An 18,726-nucleotide genomic window follows, 5' to 3' on the forward strand; every position below is an offset into this window, starting at 1 on the left:
ATGAAAACTTTTGCGTATAGCCCTCGTTAGATAATACGCACTCAACAAAAGTACGGTTCCGGCCGTACAGAATCAACCGCTATACGTTGACACCGTTCTCTGTACATTTCCGCTTCTTCATCGGGCTCCTGCTGCTGGTTTTGCCCGGACTGGCTCCGGCCCAGGTGCTGACCGACCCGGCTGCCCAGCAAACCGTTCAGCGCGTGCTGGACAATATCTACAGCATGGAGTTCACCCAGGCTGATGAACAGATTCGGCAGATTCGCACCCGCTATCCGCAACATCCTATCGGGCCTATTCTGCTGGCTACCAAGCTGGAACTGCAATACGTACCCATTCACGAGAACCCGGCGGCTAAAGCCCAGTTCATACAGGCGGTTGGTCAGGGTCTCGACCTGTCGAAGCGCCTGCTCGATCGAAACGACAAGGACCCGGAAGGTATTTTCTTTGCACTGACGGCGCATAGTTATCTGGCTGCGTTGTACAACAACCAGAACGAAACGATTAAGGCCGTCGGGGAGTCGCGCAAATCGTACGGGTATCTGAAAGATGGGTTCCAGCTCATGGACAAAAACCCCGACTTTTATTTTACGACGGGTTTATACAACTATTATGTAGAGCGTTACCCCATCGACCATCCGGTTGTGCGGCCGTTTATGGTATTTTTCGATGACGGCGATATGGCCCTGGGGTTGAAACAGATGGAGATTGCTGCCAAACGGGCGCTGTTCATGCGGGCCGGTGCCAACTATTACCTGGCGCATGTGCTTCTGAAACACGAAACCCAGCCGGGCCGGGCGGTTGCGTTTACCAAATACCTGGCCGATAAATACCCCAATAACCCGCTGTTCGGGATGATTAACGCCGAAGCGCTGTTGCTGGCAGGTCGCTACGCCGAAGCCCGGCCTTATGTACAGCGGCTGAAGCAGATGAGCAACCGGCAACTGCTGCCCCTGGCTGTGTATACGTTCGATGGAATACTGGCCGAGCAGGCCGACCGCGACGATAAAGAAGCGGCCAGTGCCTATCAGACCGCGCTCCGGCAACCAGTTAATGCGGCTTATACGAAGGAGTATCAGGCCATGGCCTATGCTGGCCTGGCCCGCATTGCGGCTCGCAGCAACAACCAGCAAACGGCGAAGCTGTACTACAAAAAGGCGCTGGCCATAGCGCAGTACAAATCGCTGATCCGGGAGGCCCGGGGTAAGTAAACAACTCGATTTGTGTACGGAGGCCCCGCGTTGCTGAGTTGATTTCGGTAGCTTCCGGTTAGTAGTCGACCTCCAGGTTGAGGGCCTGACGCAGGTCGTGCAGGGCCGGGTTCTTCTCGGCCAGGTAGTTGTACTTATCCTGCGGGCTGTAAATCATTTTCTTCACCTCCTGAAGCCTGACTTCGTGCTCGACCTGTACCTGGCTATTCTGGAGCTGGTTGCGCAGGTAAGTGACCAGCTCTACTTTGAAGTCATTCAGGATGCCTACCTGTAGCGTATTGTCGAGCGTTAGCCGAACGGTCAGGCTGTCGAGCTCAATGTCGCGGTTCAGAATCAGCTGTTCGCTGGCCGAGTCGTTCTGTTGCTGGCGGAGCCGGGCAAACGACACCCAGGCTGAACGAAGTTGATCAAAATCAAACGATTTATCGGGCCGCGTAGGAGCTACCGGCGCGTCAGTTTCGGTTTCTGCTGCTGGCTTTGCCATGGCGGTGGTCAGCGGCACCGTCGACCGGAGCTTGCTGGTAGCGGGTCGCGCGGGCGGAACCAGGGCGGGCTTGGTCGGGCGGTCGGCGGTAGCGGCAACCGGAACGGGGGCTACGGGCACCGGCTCGACCGGTCGTCGGTCAGGGACGGGGGGCGCATAGGCGGTCGGGCTGGCCGGCTGGCCGTTGGCGGGCGTTGTCGGGTGGTACCCATTGACGGGTTCACTCGTAAACGGGTGTGACTCGATCAGGACGGGTGGGCTGGGTACGGGGCTATCAGGCGTGGGCTGTAGCTGGCTGCGGGTCGGTCCGTCGTTTTTTTTTTCGCCGGCGGGGTCTCCGCTGGCAAGGTGGCTGGCTGGGTGTAATCCGCTGGGCGACAGGGTCGGTATGGCTTCCCAGTCCAGTACGTTGCGCAGGTTGGCCAGTTTCATCAGCCACAGTTCGGTATGCAGCCGCTGGTCTTTGGCCGCTTTGTAGTTCATGTCGCACTGACCGCCCAGGCTGAGGGCCGACAGCAGAAACGACATGGGGGCGCGGACTGCCTGGTCGAGGTACTGCCGCCGAACGTTTTCCGTTACCTGGAGCAGCTGAACCGTGGCCGCATCTTTACAGACAAGCAAGTCGCGGAAGTGGCGGCACAGGCCGACGATGAACTGGTGCCCGTCAAATCCTTTGCGCAAAATCTCATCAACCGTCAGCAGGCTTTGCGGCAGGTTACCCGCCAGCAGCAGATCGGTCAGTTTGAAGTAGTAGTCGTAGTCGAGAATGTGCAGGTTGTCCAGCACGTCTTTGTACCGAATGATCCGGTCGGCTGCGAAGGTTACGTTGAGGTCGAACATCGACAGCGCATCCCGCAGACCGCCGTCGGCTTTCTGGGCAATCAGGTCCAGCGCTTCCGACTCGGCGGTGATGCCTTCCTGGCTGGCTATTTTGGCCAGGTGACCGGCAATGTGTTCCGGCTGTATCCGGTTGAAGTCGAAGATCTGGCAGCGCGACAGAATCGTGGGCAGAATCTTGTGTTTCTCGGTGGTGGCCAGAATGAAAATGGCGTAGGCCGGCGGCTCTTCCAGCGTTTTCAGGAAGGCGTTGAAAGCCGCCGACGAGAGCATGTGCACCTCGTCAATGATATAAATCTTGTACTTGCCCGACTGGGGTGGGTAACGGACCTGATCGATCAGGTTCCGGATATCCTCAACCGAGTTGTTCGAGGCCGCGTCGAGCTCGTGAATATTGAAGGAAGCATTCTGGGAAAAGCTGACGCACGACTCGCACTGGTCGCAGGCTTCGCCCTCGGGCGTCAGGTTTTGGCAATTGATGGTTTTGGCCAGAATCCGGGCGCAGGTGGTCTTGCCAACCCCGCGCGGCCCGCAGAAAAGAAACGCCGAGGCTAAATGATTGGTCCTGATGGCATTCTTGAGGGTAGTCGTAATATGCTCCTGACCCACGACGGTATCGAAGGTAGCGGGGCGGTACTTGCGGGCCGAGACCACGAAATTTTCCATACTGCAAGTTAGCAGGTCGGGGGCGGATTTCAAATCTCCGCCCCACAATGTGGACAGCGTTGCCGGGGGCTGCCTTTGCGGGTTCGCATGTGTTCTGAGAAACCCGATACCAGGATACTGGTTGGTAGTGCAAACAGCATAATACCCATCATAGCCGACAGACCACCAATGAGTTGGCCCAGGGGCGACACCGGGTAGACGTCGCCGTAACCGACGGTTGTCATGGCGCTGGCTCCCCACCACATCGTAGCCGGAATGCTGCTGAATTTATCGGGCTGGATGGGGTGCTCTACGTAATACATGACGCTCGATACGATGATGAGCATGAATACCACGAAGGTGAGCACCAAAATCAGCTCTTCTTTTTTATCGTTGATAACGGCCACAATGACCCGGAAGGCGTGCGAGTATTTCGAGATGCGAAACAGCCGGAAAATACGGAACAGGCGCAGAATCCGGACCACGGCCAGATCGGTAGCAAAGAGCGTAAAGTAGAACGGGAAAATAGCCAGCAGGTCGATAATGGCCCGGGTCGAAACAATATACCGAAGCCGTCCCCAGAACCAGTGATGGTACCGCTCGTTCTCGACGCATACCCACAGCCGGATGAGGTATTCGATCGTAAAGAACCCGACCGAAAACAGCTCAAAGTCGTAGAAAAGCCGTTCGTAGCGCCGGTTGTACTCGGGCACCGTATGCAAGACGATGGCCAGGGCGTTCAGCGTAATGATCGACAGGAGTACGCTGTTAAAAATCAGGCTAATACCCCGGCGTTTGCCCGTCGAGGTTTCCAGAATCCGGTAAAGATTTTTGCGGAGGGTAAGCATGGCCGTACGGTTGGTCCATCGCAAGCTACGCACCAAATTCCGAACGTGCCAGACTCACCTGGAGCCAGCTCGCCTTAATGTGAGCAGCAGGAGAGAAGCCGCCCCTGCCGCCAGTAAACCGGCTCCCAGGCCGATGGTCGGGGCCGCCAGATACAGCAGGGCATTTCCCGCCAGAAACGTACCCGCAATGTCGCAGAGGTTCACGAAAGCCATGTAGGTGGTAAACTGGGAGCCTTCGACGCCTTTCCGACAAATGGCCATCAGAACGGGCATAGCGGCCGCGCTGATGGCCGGGTCCATGAAATAAAGGGCGACCAGCCCCGTCTGGGCCAGCGGCCGCTGTATCCACTGCGCTGCCAGCAGGTTGAACCCCAGCAGGTAGAGGGCAACCATAAATACCATCAGCACCAGCAGTCGGCGCGCTCCGACCCGATCGGCCAGATACCCGCCGGTCAGAGCAATGACGGTAGCGACCACCATGCCGTACGTCCCTGTCAGTACCGACAGGTCTTCGTCTTTCCAGCCCAGGTCGTCGATCAGGTGGTGATTGTAGGCCCGGGCAAAGAGCGATACGCTGGTATAGGCCATCAGTATAGCGCCAAACAGCAGGACGCTCTGTCGGGAGAGAAGCCCTCTGAACAACTCGGTAATCAGCCAGCGAAACGTATGGTCAGGCTGCTCAGCCTGTCGGACAACCGGTTTGGGCAGCGACGCGCTGCCATGTCGGGTCCAGGACGGAAACAGTTGATCATCGGTTCGTTCGCGAACGAACAGCATCAGCAGGACGCCTGTCAGCAAACAGCCCACCTGCGCCAGGGCCGCTCCATAAAACCCGTACCGGCGCAGGAGTACGGCAAAAACGGCCGCTCCGATGCCGGTACCGATAAGAAACCCGGCCCGCATGAAGGCATTGACGCGGCCCCGTTCACCGTCAGGGATAACGGTAATGGCCATGGCATCGACGCTGGCGTCCTGAATGGCGGCAAATACGCTTCGGGCGCAGAACAACCAGCCCAACAGGCCAATATCGGCCACCGGATTACGTACGGTCAGCAAGATACAGGAAGCCAGCACCGTTATCAGCTGCGACCCCACCACCCAAGGCTTGCGACGGCCCAGGGGCGAGTGCTGAAAACGGTCGATGAGTGGCCCCCAGATAAACTGAAACGCCCACGGCAAGCCGATGATGGCAATGAATGAACCAACCCGGTCCGGACTGACCCCTTCGGCCGTAAAATAGTTGGCCAGCGCCGTCAGGTAGAAGCCCGACGGGATGCCCTGCATGACGTACAGATAGAAAAAAACACCGTAGCGAAGCGGTCGGCTCTGGCTGAGTGTGAGGGCATAAACAGGCGGGGTGAAAGGCGAGGTCATTCGTAACGTTGCGAGCAGATCGGCATGATTCGTGATGCCGAGAACTAGCTGTACTCGCTGTCGTGGACTTATGTTTTTGCCAGTTGCGAACTATCCTGTAAAAAAACCGTTTAATCTATTGCACGACCCGGATAATATCCCGAACATTGTCCGCGTTATTTGCGCACAACCGATGGCCAAGCTCGTTTTCATACCGACCTTCTTCCATACTACGCCATTTCGGTTTAGGTCCGAAAGGACCATATAGCTCTGTCTGCCTACGTGGTGGACTCCCCTCGTCTTTTTTTCTAACTTTTTTTGTAACCCCTACGGATCACACCGTCTCCGCGTTGCGGCTCATACCCGCCTGATAAACGACGATGATAACGCCCGAAATAGTCAACGATCAATACATGGTGCAGGTTGCCAGCGAAAACCACCTGCAACTGGCCGAAACAATCTGCCGCGAAATGGAAGAAAGCGCCAAGGCCCGGGGAACCGGTATCGCCAAGCGTTCGCCCATTTACGTTATGGAAAAAATGCTCGAAGGCAAGGCCATTGTGGCCACTACGCTGGCGGGCGAATGGGTTGGGTTTTGTTATATCGAAACCTGGGAACACGGTAAGTTCGTAGCCAACTCCGGCCTTATTGTTCGCCCCGAGCACCGGAAGAGCGGCATTGCTACGCGCATCAAAGCCAAGGCGTTCGAGCTGTCGCGGAGTCGCTTTCCCAACGCCAAGATCATTGGTATTACTACCAGCCTGGCCGTAATGAAGATTAATTCAGATCTTGGTTATCAGCCGGTTACGCTCAGTGAATTGCCCGGTGATGAGGCTTTCTGGAAGGGCTGCCAGACCTGCGCCAACTTCGATATTCTGACCCGTACCAACCGCAAGCACTGCCTCTGCACGGGTATGCTCTACGATCCGGAAGAGCACAAGAAACCGGAACAGAAAACCGAAAACTGGAACTTCCTGAAAGAGTCGAAACTGTACGAGCGCTGGATGCGGATCAAAGAACGTATCCTGCTCCGGTTGCAGCACGACCGCTCCCGTTCCCGCAAAACCGAGCGTGAGCTGGAAACCGCCTGATCGCCAGAGCTTCATCATACCAGAAATACATTCCGAAAAGTCGTCTCCAGCAAGCCTGGAGACGACTTTTTTGCGTTACAAAAAGCTCTAGTCAACGGCCCGTTTTTCGGTTATTCCGGTCGGAAAAATAGATGGAAAGTAGCGCATAAATTCGTATTTTAGAGTGTCAGTATAGCGCAGCAGAAAAGCGCCTTTTCTTTCTCTATTCCTAAAAAAATTATGAAACGAATTTCGTTACTTGTTTACGAAGATGCGGTTTTGTCGTCGGTTTCCGGCGCTATCGACTTGCTGCTGGCTACCAATGGATATTTGCAGCAACTGGGTAAATCGCCGGCATTCAGTCTGGAACTGGTCAGTGAAAAATCGAAGCATATTCAATTAAACGTACCCGCTCAACTGATCTGCTACAAAACGCTGGATGAGGTAACGGATACGGATCTTATTCTGGTGCCTGCCTTCTACGGAAACCCCGATCTGGCCCTGGCCGGGAAAGCCGGTATGCTGGACTGGCTCCGGGCTAAACACGCAGCCGGTATCGAGATTGCCAGTCTGTGTTTGGGTAGTTATCTGCTGGCCGAAGCCGGTATCTTGTCCGGAAAAGCTTGTACATCGCACTGGATGGCCATTGATGATATGCAGCGACGCTATACCGATGTGCAGGTTCTGGCCGATGCCGTCGTGACAGATCGGGATGGCATCTATACCAGTGGTGGGGCCTTACTGTCGTGGAACCTGATTCTGTACCTGATCGAGAAGTTCTGCGGGCACGAAGTGAGCATCGGGGTGAGCCGTATGTTCAACATCGATCTCGACCGGTCCAGTCAGGCTTATTTTGTTGTTTTTCAGGGCCAGCGACAACATGAAGACGAGGCTATCCTGAAAGCGCAGACCTTCATCGAAAAAAATTACCACCGGCCCATTTCCGTTGATCAGATTGCCGAACAAACCAACATGAGCAAGCGGAATTTTATTCGGCGGTTTAAAAATGCGACGCAGAATACACCGCTTGAGTATTTGCAGCGCGTCAAAATAGAATCAGCCAAAAAAGCCCTCGAAAAAAACGCGGATGATGTAACCTCACTGATGTACAACGCGGGCTATAATGACGTAAAAACTTTCCGGAAAGTTTTTAAGCAAATTACCGGACTTACCCCACTCGAATACCGGAAAAAATACAGCCGTAGAAACGTAGCTGCCGTCTGATGGCTCGTTACTGGCCGGGGTGATAGATGCGTTTGGCCGTGCGTAGTACCTCTTGCTTGTCCAGCGTCATTGGCTTGGTTTTTTGAGCCGCAAACAAGGCCATCTGGTCTGTGTAGTGCGGACTGTCGGGACGGCCCGACGCGCCGAAACAGTTAACGGTTTCGATCAGCGGCAGGCCCGTCCGGGGAAACCGCACCAGCGAAATGTACGACTCGCCCTGGCTGCTCCGAACCTGGCCCTGCCGGTAGGGGATGGCGTATATGGAGGCCAGTACATCGGGTATTCCCCAGATCGGCAACTCGGTTTTGCCCCGAACGTGTTTCTGGTAGTCGCCCAGGGTAATGTCGGTCCGGCCGAAATGTTTCCGGAGGTAAGCCTGCACATGGCGCAGGCCGGCCGCGCAGTCGTCGGCCGTGAGTACCGTTTTTTCCGTTGTCTGTTTGCTGAGCTTATCCTGCCAGTAACGATAAAAAACCAGGAAGGCAGCCGCGCCCTGGCTGTTGACGGTGGCCTGCCGGTTCCAGGTCCGGATGGTGTAGATCAGGTCGCGAATATCCGGATACGCATCGGGGTCCAGCTCGAAGAGGGCATTGGCGTCGGGTCCCTGGGCGTACGAGAGCCTTTTGGGGAGTTGCAGATCGTACTTTATGCGTTTGAAGTCGGCGTAGCTGAGCTTGTCATACTGGCTGATTAACTCGCCGAACCGGATGCTGCGGTTCGTATTCCAGCGCTCATAGCCCATAGTCGGGTCAAACGCATCGGGGTCGAGATTATCGGCCGGCGCGGTAGCGTTAAAAGGGGTGTTGTTCATGTTGAAGAGGTAGCCGCCGGGTGGGTTCAGGTACTGCGGAAAGTCAGCCAGCGGCCGGAAGCGGGTCCAGAGGGTGCGTGAGGTATTGCCGGGCAAGGTGCCGCTCCAGTCGTAGTCCGGGTTTCGGTAAGGAATCTTGCCGTTGCTGACGTAATAGATCGTATCGGCATCGGCGTAAACGATGTTGAAGCCCGGAATCGCCGTCATGGTAAGCGCCTGCCGGAACTCGGAAAACGAACGGGCTTTGTTCATCCGGTACCATTGCTGCAGACCCCGCAATTCCTGATTGGCACCGGTCCGGATGGCAAACCAGCCCCGTTTGGTTTTGATGGTAGCGCCGTACCGACTCCAGTAAGCTTTCCGGTTGATGGCTACGGGAATGCCTTTGACCCGCAGGCGAACCCGCTTCTCCTCCAGCGGCAGCCATTGCCCGTCGAAGAGATACTGGTTAGGATGGGCTTTGTCGGTCTGGAGCTGGTAAATGTCGATTTTGTCCTGGTAGTTTACGGTATGGGCCCAGCCAAGGTGCTCGTTGACCCCGTGGAAAATCGTTGCTCCGCCCGGAAATAAGCCTCCCAAGATGTTCCAGCCCTGCTCGCTGCACAAATGGGCTTCGTACCAGGCCACGGGGCCTTCGAGCGGCTGGTGGGAGTTGATAGCCAGCATGGTCTGGCCTTCGGTGGTTTTGTTTCGGTGAACAGCAATGGCGTTGGAGCCGGTATTCTTCATGAAGTCGACCAGCGGTACCTGATTGCCGTAAATGCGCTGCAGCGCCCGGTCTACGCCCGAAATGACCGACAGCGATAAGACCGATACCTTCAGGTAATCGCTCAGCGTGACCGGAAATGACCCGCGAACCAGCACCTCGGCCGGATGCGCCCGGGCGTAATCATTCAGGCCCTGCAGGTAGCCCGTAAGTACCGCCCTGAAGTCGGGATCGAGTGCCGTTTCGCCCCGTTCTTTCACCAGTTCAGGAGCGTGAAGCAACTCGACCACGTAATCGGCCGTGGCCCCCTGCTTGCCCAGATGCCGCCCCAGCATGCCTTTGGCAGGGAGTACCAGCAGCTGGATGGTCTTGAAATCATCTTCCGCATGAGCCCAGGCCAGCCCATAAGCTACTTCAGGATCGGTCTGGGCAAAAATGTGCGGTACGCCATACGCGTCGCGGGCAATGGTTACGCGGGCAGGATCGATCTGAGCAAACAGGGCAATGGAGGTACTGAAACAGATCAGGAAAAGGGCAGGCGTTTTCATGGAGGAGGGGTTGGTACCGCTAAAGATAAAGAATAGCTGTCAGCCCTCAGGGAGCACATCGTGGCTCAGGTGACTGCCCAATGCAGGCGAGCGTAGGTCTGTTTTACCCCAATGTTAAGCCTGTTTGACTAATTTGTTAACATTGGGGTAACATTGGAGGACTGGTCGACTAAAAAACAGAAGCCGACTGATAGGCGTAAAACACCTTTTAGGGGCGTATGTGGGCCTCTAATTACGAAAACAGCTTTTATTTGCCTGTCCATGTAAGGATAAACTTGTTGACCACTGAAAATTTTTATTCATATTTTGATAACATTGGGTTAATATTTGAGTAATATTGACATAACATTAGTCCTTACGACTCGGTAGAGGGATTTGGGCGACTGGGCATTGTTCATCTATAAAATAACGAAGTCATGAAAAAGTCTCTTTTTCTTCTTACGCTGGTAGGCTTCCTGGCGACGCAAGCCTACGCTACGCCGACAAAAACCCGCAAAACCAAAGCTCCTAAAGTCACGATGGAGCAGCAGTTAGCGAAGTACATTTCTTATCCCGACGCGCTGAGACCAAGCCAGCGGCCGGGTGTTGTGGTGATTCAATTCCGGGTCAATGCCGACAACGAGCTGTGTCAGCTTGAGGTATTCAGCCAGAATGAGCAGATAAATAATAGTCTTGTGAAGCAGCTGACCGGTAAGAAGCTGGCAGGCTACGGTAGCGATGCCGCCGAGCTGCATACCGTTCGTCTGCGCTTCCAGCCAGAATAACAGCGTTACGCGCTGGTGAATACGGGTAGAATCAGTGCCACCGCAGGCCGTACAGGCCGCGCTAGGGCTCGTGATTCTACCCGTTTTTTGTCAAACATTCTAATAAAACGAGCGGTTGGCATGCCATAATCCGTCTTGTACAATGCCCCAACCAATTGCCCTCTGCTGGCTCCGGCGCGACCTGCGTCTGCACGATAATGCCGCGCTTTACCACGCGCTGAGAAGTGGCTACCCCGTTCTTGTCGTATTTGTGTTTGACCGGCTGATTCTGGATCGGCTCGAAGACCGGCGCGACCGGCGGGTCGAGTTTATTCACACCGAAATTCACCGGATCAACAAGGAACTCATTGCGATGGGGTCGGGGGTGGTAGCCCGTTATGGCGAACCGCTCGACGTGTTGCAGCAGCTGACCCAGGAATATACCGTGGCGGAGGTGTACGCCAACTACGATTACGAGGTATACGCCAAAGAGCGCGACGCCCAGGTTCGTGACCGGCTGGCCGAACGGGGTATCGAGTTTTATACCAGTAAAGACCATGCGCTGCTGGATCATGACGAAGTGCTGGCCGGCAGCGGCTCGCCGTATACCGTCTTTACACCCTACAGCAATAACTGGCTGAACAAACTGGACGATTTTCAACTCCAGTCTTACCCAACTGAGTCGTACTTTCAGCACGTTTATCGGATCGACCCACCCGAGATACCGACGCTGGAGGCTATGAATTTTAAGCCGCTCGGTGAGTCGTATCCTAAACCGACGGTTTCGGCCGAGCTGCTGCAGGCTTACCAGAAAATGCGCGATTACCCGGCCCAGGCCGGTACGAGCGAGTTAGGTATTCATCTGCGGTTCGGCACCATTAGTATCCGCGATCTGGCGCGGCAGGCCAAAGCAACGTCGCTCACGTTTCTGAAGGAGCTGGCCTGGCGTGATTTTTATTTTCAGGTGCTCGATCATTTTCCACACGTAGAAAAACACGCTTTCCGGCGCGAGTACGACCGTATTCAGTTCCGTAACAACGAAGCGGAGTTTGAGCGGTGGTGTGCGGGCCAAACAGGGTACCCCATTGTCGACGCAGGCATGCGGCAGCTCAACGAGACGGGCTGGATGCACAACCGCGTCCGGATGATTGTAGCCAGCTTTTGTATCAAGCACCTGCTGATCGACTGGCGATGGGGCGAAGCGTACTTTGCCCGAAAACTCCGCGATTTCGATCTGGCGGCCAACAACGGTGGGTGGCAGTGGGCTGCGGGATCGGGCGTTGATGCGGCCCCTTATTTCCGGGTGTTTAACCCTACGTTACAGGCGCAGAAGTTCGATCCCAAAGGCGAATACATTCGTAAATGGGTACCGGAATTCAACAGCTTTGGCTACCCGGCTCCCATGATTGATCATGCGTTTGCCCGGCAGCGTGCCATCGATACGTACAAACGAGAGTTAACCCGCTCCTGAACCAGACCCCGAATCGGGCCGTGGGGTTACAGTTTCCACTGAACAACCCAGCCGGGTTTAACGACCTTAGGGCAGGGAATACCGGCGAGCCCGGTGCTGGGGTTGATGGCTGTCAGCACCAGCGGAATAGGTTGCCTGGTGGCGGGTGAAATGGCTTTGGTTACCCGCAGGAATAAATTGCCCCTCGCATCAATATCATCAACGACCGCATAGAGCAAGTCGCCCGCTTTCAGTTCGTCTCCGTCGACGGTGATATCATCCAATAGGGAAAAGGCCCAGCTCTGGCCTATTTTCCGCTGCCCGGCCCGAACCAGCTTCGCCGACACATCGCCGAGAAATACGGGTGTGGCAGCAGGCTTGTCTTTCAGTAACTGGGCCAGCACACTATCCATTACCAGGGCTTCACTGCGACTGGGCGGGGCTATGTCCGATGTTTCGATGGGGGTGCCTACCGGTTCGGGGTCACTATCCCGTAGCCAGCCCATGCGCCGGGCTTGCTCACGTTCGGCGTCGTAGGGGTTACCGGCCGAAGCCAGCAGTAGCCCCTGGTTACCGAGTCCGTAGGCCGGGTTGGTAAACAGCTCTTTCATGGCCAGGATTCGGTACAGATAGTAACCCGTTTCGGCATTCATGGTCATCGAGTAGTAGTCGCGATGACCCACGCGGGTAATCTTGCGCTCAACCATACCGACGCCCCCGTTGTAGGCGGCAGCGACCAGCGTCCACGACCCCAGTTTCCGGTATAGAAATTTCAGGTATTTACAGGCTGCTTCGGTCGACTTACGCAGGTCGGTACGGTCATCGTTGCCCGGGTCGATGCGCAGTCCCATGTCCAGCGCCGTCTGGTCCATAAACTGCCAGTACCCAACCGCTCCGGCCGACGATACTGCGTTGGCCTGCCAGGCACTCTCGATCAACGGCAGGTACTTGAAATCATTCGGGATGCTGTGCTTTTTCAAAATTGGCTCAATAACCGCAAAGAAGGGGGCCGAGCGGGCTTTGAGGGCGCTTAGATGCCGGGCATACCCCGAGCTACCGGCCAGGGCAATGGCCAGTTTGGCAGACACATCCGCCTGCTGAGTAGGTACCATTTCCCCGCAGAAGTGCGGCCGAACCAGACCCAGAGCCGGGCGGGGCTGCATAAGAGCCGTTCGGGGCGTACTTCCCTTTTTGGTAACCGCCTTCTTCTGGGCAACGGCCGCCGAAAGCGACAGCACAACAAGGAAAAAGACCGGAAAGATACGTTGTGTTGCTGGCGTCAAAACAGTTGAGTGATGGTATAACCCATTGACAACGAAGCGGAGCTGGGGTTTAGTTCGACCGGTTTATAAAGCTTTCCAGGTCAGAATCCAGCCTGACTTAATCTGATCGACATCGGGTAATTTAATGCCGATGCGTCCGGTAGAGGCATCAACGGCGCTCAGGGCAAGGTTGTAGGTATGCTTTTCGCTGGCCGAATACAGTTTGTCGGCCCGCAGGTACAGCCGGTTCGTTTTAGCATCTATATCCTCAACAACCGCGTACAAAACGTCTCCTTCTTCTACTTCTTTGCCATCGGCCATACCGTCGCGGGTCAGGTGAAACACCCAGATTTGCCCCCTGATAAGACCAGTCGATTCGACCAGACGCGCCTTTATACCGCCCCGGAACACGTCGGCCGCGTTGGGCAGCGGGATGTCCATATCTCGCGAGCCGGCTGTTGCTGGCTGAACGGGCGTGTTCAGGGCGGTGCGTGTTGCTTCGTCAACGACAACCTCCGGAATCAGCACCTCTTCTTCTTCGCCGGTGTCGGGTATCGAGGCCTCGCTCAGGTAAGCCATCATATCGTCCGGAATGATGGCCTGGTAAGCCTTGTAATTGGAAAACAATTCTTTAAACGCCAGAATCCGGTACAGATACTTCCCCGTTTCGGCATTCAGCCGCAGGTAATAATAATCGCGTTGCTGCTGTCGGCGGATGTTGCCGAGCAGGGCACCGATACCATTGTTGTAAGCCGCAGCCGCCAGTGTCCACGAACCCAGTCGGTTATACAGAAAGCGCAGGTATCGACAGGCTGCGTCGGTCGACTTGACGAGGTCTTGCCGCTCGTCAAAACGGCCGTCTATTTTCAGACCCAGTTCGCGGGCGGTAGCCGGCATAAACTGCCAGTACCCCACGGCCCCTTTGGGCGAAACGGCCAGTCCCGTAAGTGCACTTTCGACCAGTGGCAGATATTTGAAGTCGAGCGGCACGCGATGCCGGGCCAGAATAGGTTCGATGATTGGGAAAAAGCGGGTAGCCCGCTGCCGCATCTGGTAAATAGCCCGGTTTTGGGCGGTGTTGCGTACCAGTGCCGAAACAAGTCGGCGGGCTACGGCTTCTTCGTGCAACGGCACTGACTCCCCGCAGAAATACACAGGCGGGAGCATTGACCGCAGGCCCGGGTCAAACGTGGGTAGTACTAGCTCATTTCTGGTGTCTGTAACGGTACTGAAACCAGAAAGTTGTGGCCGGTACACGGGATAAGACGATATACTAGCCACGACCAGTCCGGTCGCCAGTGCAAAAGAGGCAGACAAGTTCATCGTACGGCAGGTAAAAGTGGTAACGCTCTACGGTTGTGACTTAGATTTTAGTCTAGGGTTACACTATAGTGTTACACTTTTTTTGCTACTTATTAAAACAAAAATGGTGCCATCCATACAGAAACGGCACCATCAGACAGGATAAAATCGGAGACTCTTTAGAGCCAGTCCCAGAAGTGTAACGGACGGATTCCTTCCCCTTTTTTCCACTGCAAAAAGCGGGGACGGCGGAAGCGAAGAACGGTCAGGCCCATCATCAGTTTCTTGATCGGTAGCTTGTTGCTCGTGTCTTCCAGCCCCGCATCGGGATTGGTTTTGGCCGCGGCCGCCATCGCAATGAGTTGCTGCGTATCAGACGGGGTCTGGGTCAGCGCCCGGTTGGGTCGTGGCCCCCAGGTCGGATCAGTATAATCTTCGTCGACTAGCTCGACCGTCGGGGCATCTTTGATTTTCCGCGGGGTAGCGAGCGGTTTATTCCAGCTTGGCAGCGGGCGGGTGAGCTCGGCGATGGTCGAGTTGCGAAGCAGAAGCGTATACTGACGCGGGTTACTGAGCAGCTCTTTGTAAGCCAGAATCCGGAACAGGTAGTGGCTTGTTTCGCGATGCAGCCGGAGTCGGTAAAAATTGGAGTGCCCCTGCTGTTCCATGCGGTTCTGCACGTGGGTGATACCGCCGTTATAGGCCGCGGCTACCAGGGTCCAGGAACCTAGTTCGCCGTAGAGCTGGTGCAGGTACCGGCACACCGCCACGGTTGCTTTTTGCAGATCGTTCCGTTCATCGACGCCATTGCCCACTTTCAGGCCGAGTTCGCGGGCGGTACCCGGCATCAGCTGCCAGTAGCCCGAGGCTCCTTTGGGAGATACGCAGTCGTTGACAAGGGCGCTTTCGGCCAGCGGCATAAAGCGGAAATCGCGGGGAATTTTGTACTTCCGGAGAATGGGATCGATGATGGGGAAGAAGGTCGATGCCCGTTTGCGAAGGTCGAACAGGCACTCCTGCTGAGCGCCGTAGGTGCGGAGGGTTTGTACCCATCGGCGCGATACGCGAGGTTCGTCGACCGGCACTTCTTCACCGCAGAAATAGATGGGGAAAACGCGCTTGGTGGAGTCGACAACCAGCAGCGAGGGGTTGTCCAGGCCGTTCGGTGACGGAAGTATTCGGCTCGTGTCTGACCCGAAAGGGGGCAAACCAACGCCCGGTTTAAGGGCGGTCATGAGCAGTGAAAAGCCAACTTCTTTTATCAAAATAACGGTATTTGTTGTGACACATAAAGACGACAAAACCCGTGTGATTAGAACGGGTTTTTCGGCTCGATATGTACGAAGATACCTAGTCAGAGTCTACTTGCCAAACTAGTTATCTAAGAATTATCCAACGGTCCGGCTCGAATTTGTATTTTATCTGCTCATAACCCCGGCTACCAGGGCCAGTTGCGTATAACTGTAACGGGCCCCGAGCGCGTCGAAAACGGCTTTTAAACGGCCTTCTGGCATACCAACCGTAGCAATAGCCTGCTCAATTTCCTGCTGTTCGGCTGGGGTTACCGCGTCGGCCAGCAGGCCGTCCAGATCGATGTCGTAACCTCCTCTGGCCAGTTGAATCAGATGGCCCGCAATCGACCCTGGCGACAGCTGACGTTCGGTAGCTATTTCATCAATACTGAGACCCCGGTTATACAAATCGAGCGTCAGCAGCTGGGTCGATCCTTTGGGCTTTTCGCCCGACTCGGCCCGGCCCCGTACGTAGCTGACAATCACGTCCAGAAACTGCCGACCAAACAGCTGAAGCTTCCGTTCACCCACTCCGCTCACGTTGCGCAGGGCATCGGGCGTTGTGGGGCGCTGGCGAGCCATATCTTCGAGGGTCGTATCGGTAAAGATGACGTAGGCCGGGACGTTCTGCTGATCGGCGAGCTGCTTCCGGATGGTGCGCAGTTGTTCGAAGAGATCGTCGCGCTGGGTTTCGGTTTTGGTCTTTGGTTTTTCGACCACAGCTTTCGGCACATCGTCGGGGCGCACCAGATTGATCTTGCGGCCCGCGTACAACACCTGGTCGGCCAGGATGCCCCGGCGCAGCGCGTAGTGATTATCGTAGGCGATCTCGATCACACCGATGTTGATGAGCTGATGCAGGTAACTCCGCCACTCGTCGAAGCGCAGGTCGCGGCCCGCGCCGTAGGTTTTGATCTGATCATAGCCACCCTGCAGAATAGCCTGGCTGCGCGACCCCCTCAGAATATCGATCAGCAGGTTCATCGGTACGCGTTCGCCGGTTCTGACGATGGCCGACAGCGCTTTCTGGGCCAGTACCGTGCCATCGATGGTTACGCGCGGGTCGCGGCACACGTCGCAATTGCCACAGGGTTCGGGCAGTTCTTCCGAAAAATAGGAGAGCAGGATCTGCCGGCGGCAGGTGTGGGCGTCGGCATATTGCTGCATCCGCTCCAGTTTGGCCAGCTGAAGGTTGAGGTTGGCCGGGCTGTTTTCTGACAGCATATCCTTATAAGTAGCTACGTCGGCAAAGCTGTAAAACAGGACCGTCTGCGCCGGGGCGCCGTCCCGACCGGCCCGCCCTATTTCCTGGTAAAAACCCTCGATGTTCTTGGGCATATTATAATGAATCACCCAGCGCACGTTCGACTTGTCGATACCCATACCGAAGGCAATCGTGGCGCAGATGATGCGTACGTCGTCGCGCAGAAAGGCATCCTGCGTTTTGGCACGTTCGTCGGGCGACATGCCGGCATGGTAGAAAGCCGCTCCGAAACCTTTCTCCTGCAACTTGCCCGCCAGTGTCTCGCACGATTTCCGGCTCAGGCAGTAAATAATCCCGGACGTGTCGGGTTTTTGCCGGAGCAGTCGTATAATCTGCTGAAGTCGGTTCTGGCCAGGCAGTACCTGCAGACTCAGGTTGGTTCGGTTAAACGAAGCCAGAAAAACGGCCGGGTCGTTCATGCCGAGCCGTTGCGCAATGTCCTGCCGGGTCAGCTTGTCGGCGGTAGCGGTAAGGGCAATGGTCGGTACGTCGGGAAAGTGTTCTTTCAGTACATTCAGCTGGGTGTATTCGGGCCGGAAGTCATGGCCCCATGACGAGATACAATGGGCTTCATCGATGGCAAATAGCGACACCCGAATGCGTTTCAGAAAGATGAAAAAGGCATCGGTCAGGAGTTTCTCGGGCGATACGTACAGCAGTTTCAGTTTACCGCTGAGGCAGTTTTCTTCAATGTCGCGCTGCTCCCGGCTGGTTTGGGTGCTGTTGATATAGGCCGCCGGGATGCCGTTCAGGTGCAGGGCGCCAACCTGATCTTTCATGAGGGCAATCAGGGGCGAAACCACCACCGTAACGCCGGGCAGCATCAGGGCCGGTATCTGAAAACAGACCGACTTGCCGCCCCCGGTCGGCATAAGAACGACCGTATCGCGCCCGCTCAGAATAGACCGGATAATGTCTTCCTGCATGGGCCGGAAGCGGTCGTACCCATAATAACGTTTGAGAAAATCGACGGGCGATTGGTCGGTCAGTATCATAGGAAACAGGCGCGTAGAGCTATCAAAAATACACAAAAAAGGGCGGAAGTCGTATAGGCGAATGAACCGGGTTGATGATGACTTATATACTTTATTGAAAATAATAGGTAGTTTTCGCGTCGGTGGTACTGAGTACCACCGTAACGTATCAATACCACCGTAACACTACATTCGTATGAAAAAGATGCTTGCCTGCTGGAGCCTGCTGCTCTGCCTCCTGGTTGCGTACCCCGGTTCAGCTCAGGACTCCAAACCCAAGAAAGAGAGAGTCAAAAAAGAGAAGACCGAGAAAAAAGAAGAGAAACAGGAAGCGAAAGCCGACCGGAAGAAAACCAAGGGCGACGACCTGGCCGCCAGCGAAAACAAATCTGACAAGAAAAAAGACAAGGTCGATAAGAAGGCGGATAAAGTGGATAAAAAAGCCGACAAAGCCGACAACGTAGCCACGAAAGAAGCCAAAGCCGACAACAGACTGGCCAAAAACGAATCCAAAGCGCCCAAGGCTAAGCCGCGGGAAGAGAAAGCCACGCCCGCCGATTACAAAGCTCCGGTTGATCGGAGTAGCAAAGGTCCCAACGGCGAAACCGTATATACCGGTCCCCGTGGCGGTAAGTATTACATCAATAAAAACGGCAACAAGACCTACCTGAGTAGCTTGAAATAGGTCGTTTCCCGTGGCCA

Annotated in this window: 14 protein-coding genes; 6 read left to right on the forward strand and 8 right to left on the reverse strand. The window is 55.5% G+C overall.

Features of this window, described 5'->3' with window-relative positions; genetic code table 11:
* Positions 1–86 precede the first annotated feature (86 nt).
* Positions 87–1,211 carry a UDP-N-acetylglucosamine--peptide N-acetylglucosaminyltransferase SPINDLY family protein gene (locus tag FBR45_RS02730; RefSeq protein ID WP_246082087.1) on the forward strand — a complete coding sequence of 375 codons (1,125 nt, stop codon included), beginning with the start codon at positions 87–89 and terminating at the stop codon, positions 1,209–1,211.
* A gap of 58 nt (positions 1,212–1,269) precedes the next feature.
* Here the strand turns inward: FBR45_RS02730 and FBR45_RS02735 are convergent, their stop codons facing one another.
* From FBR45_RS02735 to FBR45_RS02745, 3 genes are read right to left on the reverse strand one after another with little or no spacing between them, the layout of a single operon-like run.
* Entirely contained in the window at positions 1,270–3,198 is a 1,929-nt protein-coding gene (locus FBR45_RS02735) for a DNA polymerase III subunit gamma/tau (protein WP_138499105.1), read from the reverse strand.
* Positions 3,199–3,227: 29 nt separating this feature from the next.
* Entirely contained in the window at positions 3,228–4,025 is a 798-nt protein-coding gene (locus FBR45_RS02740; protein WP_138499107.1) for an ion transporter, read from the reverse strand.
* A gap of 54 nt (positions 4,026–4,079) precedes the next feature.
* Complete coding sequence (locus FBR45_RS02745; protein WP_138499109.1) at positions 4,080–5,399, reverse strand: MFS transporter; 1,320 nt, start codon at positions 5,397–5,399, stop codon at positions 4,080–4,082.
* Positions 5,400–5,758: 359 nt separating this feature from the next.
* Here FBR45_RS02745 and FBR45_RS02750 point away from each other — a divergent pair, with 359 nt between their 5' ends.
* Positions 5,759–6,469: a GNAT family N-acetyltransferase gene (locus FBR45_RS02750; protein ID WP_077920794.1), complete on the forward strand. Its 711-nt coding sequence runs from the start codon at positions 5,759–5,761 to the stop codon at positions 6,467–6,469.
* A 219-nt stretch (positions 6,470–6,688) separates the two neighbouring features.
* Positions 6,689–7,672 (forward strand): GlxA family transcriptional regulator, encoded by a 984-nt coding sequence (locus tag FBR45_RS02755; RefSeq protein WP_138499111.1) that lies wholly within the window; start codon positions 6,689–6,691, stop codon positions 7,670–7,672.
* Between the two features lie 7 nt (positions 7,673–7,679).
* On the opposite strand, the gene FBR45_RS02760 is transcribed toward FBR45_RS02755, so the two are convergent.
* Positions 7,680–9,737: a penicillin acylase family protein gene (locus tag FBR45_RS02760; protein WP_138499113.1), complete on the reverse strand. Its 2,058-nt coding sequence runs from the start codon at positions 9,735–9,737 to the stop codon at positions 7,680–7,682.
* 416 nt (positions 9,738–10,153) lie between these two features.
* On the opposite strand from FBR45_RS02760, the gene FBR45_RS02765 reads away from it, so the two are divergent.
* The gene (locus FBR45_RS02765) at positions 10,154–10,501 is read left to right on the forward strand and encodes a hypothetical protein (protein ID WP_077920797.1); all 348 of its coding nucleotides are present in this window, start codon (positions 10,154–10,156) and stop codon (positions 10,499–10,501) included.
* Positions 10,502–10,643: 142 nt separating this feature from the next.
* Positions 10,644–11,951, forward strand: coding sequence for a cryptochrome/photolyase family protein (locus tag FBR45_RS02770; RefSeq protein ID WP_138499114.1), 1,308 nt, complete (start codon positions 10,644–10,646; stop codon positions 11,949–11,951).
* A gap of 26 nt (positions 11,952–11,977) precedes the next feature.
* Here the strand turns inward: FBR45_RS02770 and FBR45_RS02775 are convergent, their stop codons facing one another.
* The 4 genes from FBR45_RS02775 to recQ all read right to left on the reverse strand — a co-directional run bounded on the left by FBR45_RS02775 (position 11,978) and on the right by recQ (position 18,045).
* Positions 11,978–13,213, reverse strand: coding sequence for a lytic transglycosylase domain-containing protein (locus FBR45_RS02775; protein ID WP_317128597.1), 1,236 nt, complete (start codon positions 13,211–13,213; stop codon positions 11,978–11,980).
* A gap of 63 nt (positions 13,214–13,276) precedes the next feature.
* The gene (locus FBR45_RS02780) at positions 13,277–14,359 is read right to left on the reverse strand and encodes a lytic transglycosylase domain-containing protein (protein ID WP_394344354.1); all 1,083 of its coding nucleotides are present in this window, start codon (positions 14,357–14,359) and stop codon (positions 13,277–13,279) included.
* A 314-nt stretch (positions 14,360–14,673) separates the two neighbouring features.
* Positions 14,674–15,729, reverse strand: a complete 1,056-nt coding sequence (locus tag FBR45_RS02785; RefSeq protein ID WP_138499118.1) for a lytic transglycosylase domain-containing protein — start codon at positions 15,727–15,729, stop codon at positions 14,674–14,676.
* Positions 15,730–15,912: 183 nt separating this feature from the next.
* Positions 15,913–18,045 carry a DNA helicase RecQ gene (gene recQ / locus FBR45_RS02790; protein ID WP_138499120.1) on the reverse strand — a complete coding sequence of 711 codons (2,133 nt, stop codon included), beginning with the start codon at positions 18,043–18,045 and terminating at the stop codon, positions 15,913–15,915.
* Positions 18,046–18,220: 175 nt separating this feature from the next.
* Here recQ and FBR45_RS02795 point away from each other — a divergent pair, with 175 nt between their 5' ends.
* Positions 18,221–18,709: a hypothetical protein gene (locus FBR45_RS02795; RefSeq protein WP_138499122.1), complete on the forward strand. Its 489-nt coding sequence runs from the start codon at positions 18,221–18,223 to the stop codon at positions 18,707–18,709.
* The last annotated feature ends 17 nt before the right edge of the window (positions 18,710–18,726 follow it).

Source organism: Spirosoma lacussanchae (assembly GCF_005870035.1).
Classification (GTDB): domain Bacteria; phylum Bacteroidota; class Bacteroidia; order Cytophagales; family Spirosomataceae; genus Spirosoma; species Spirosoma lacussanchae.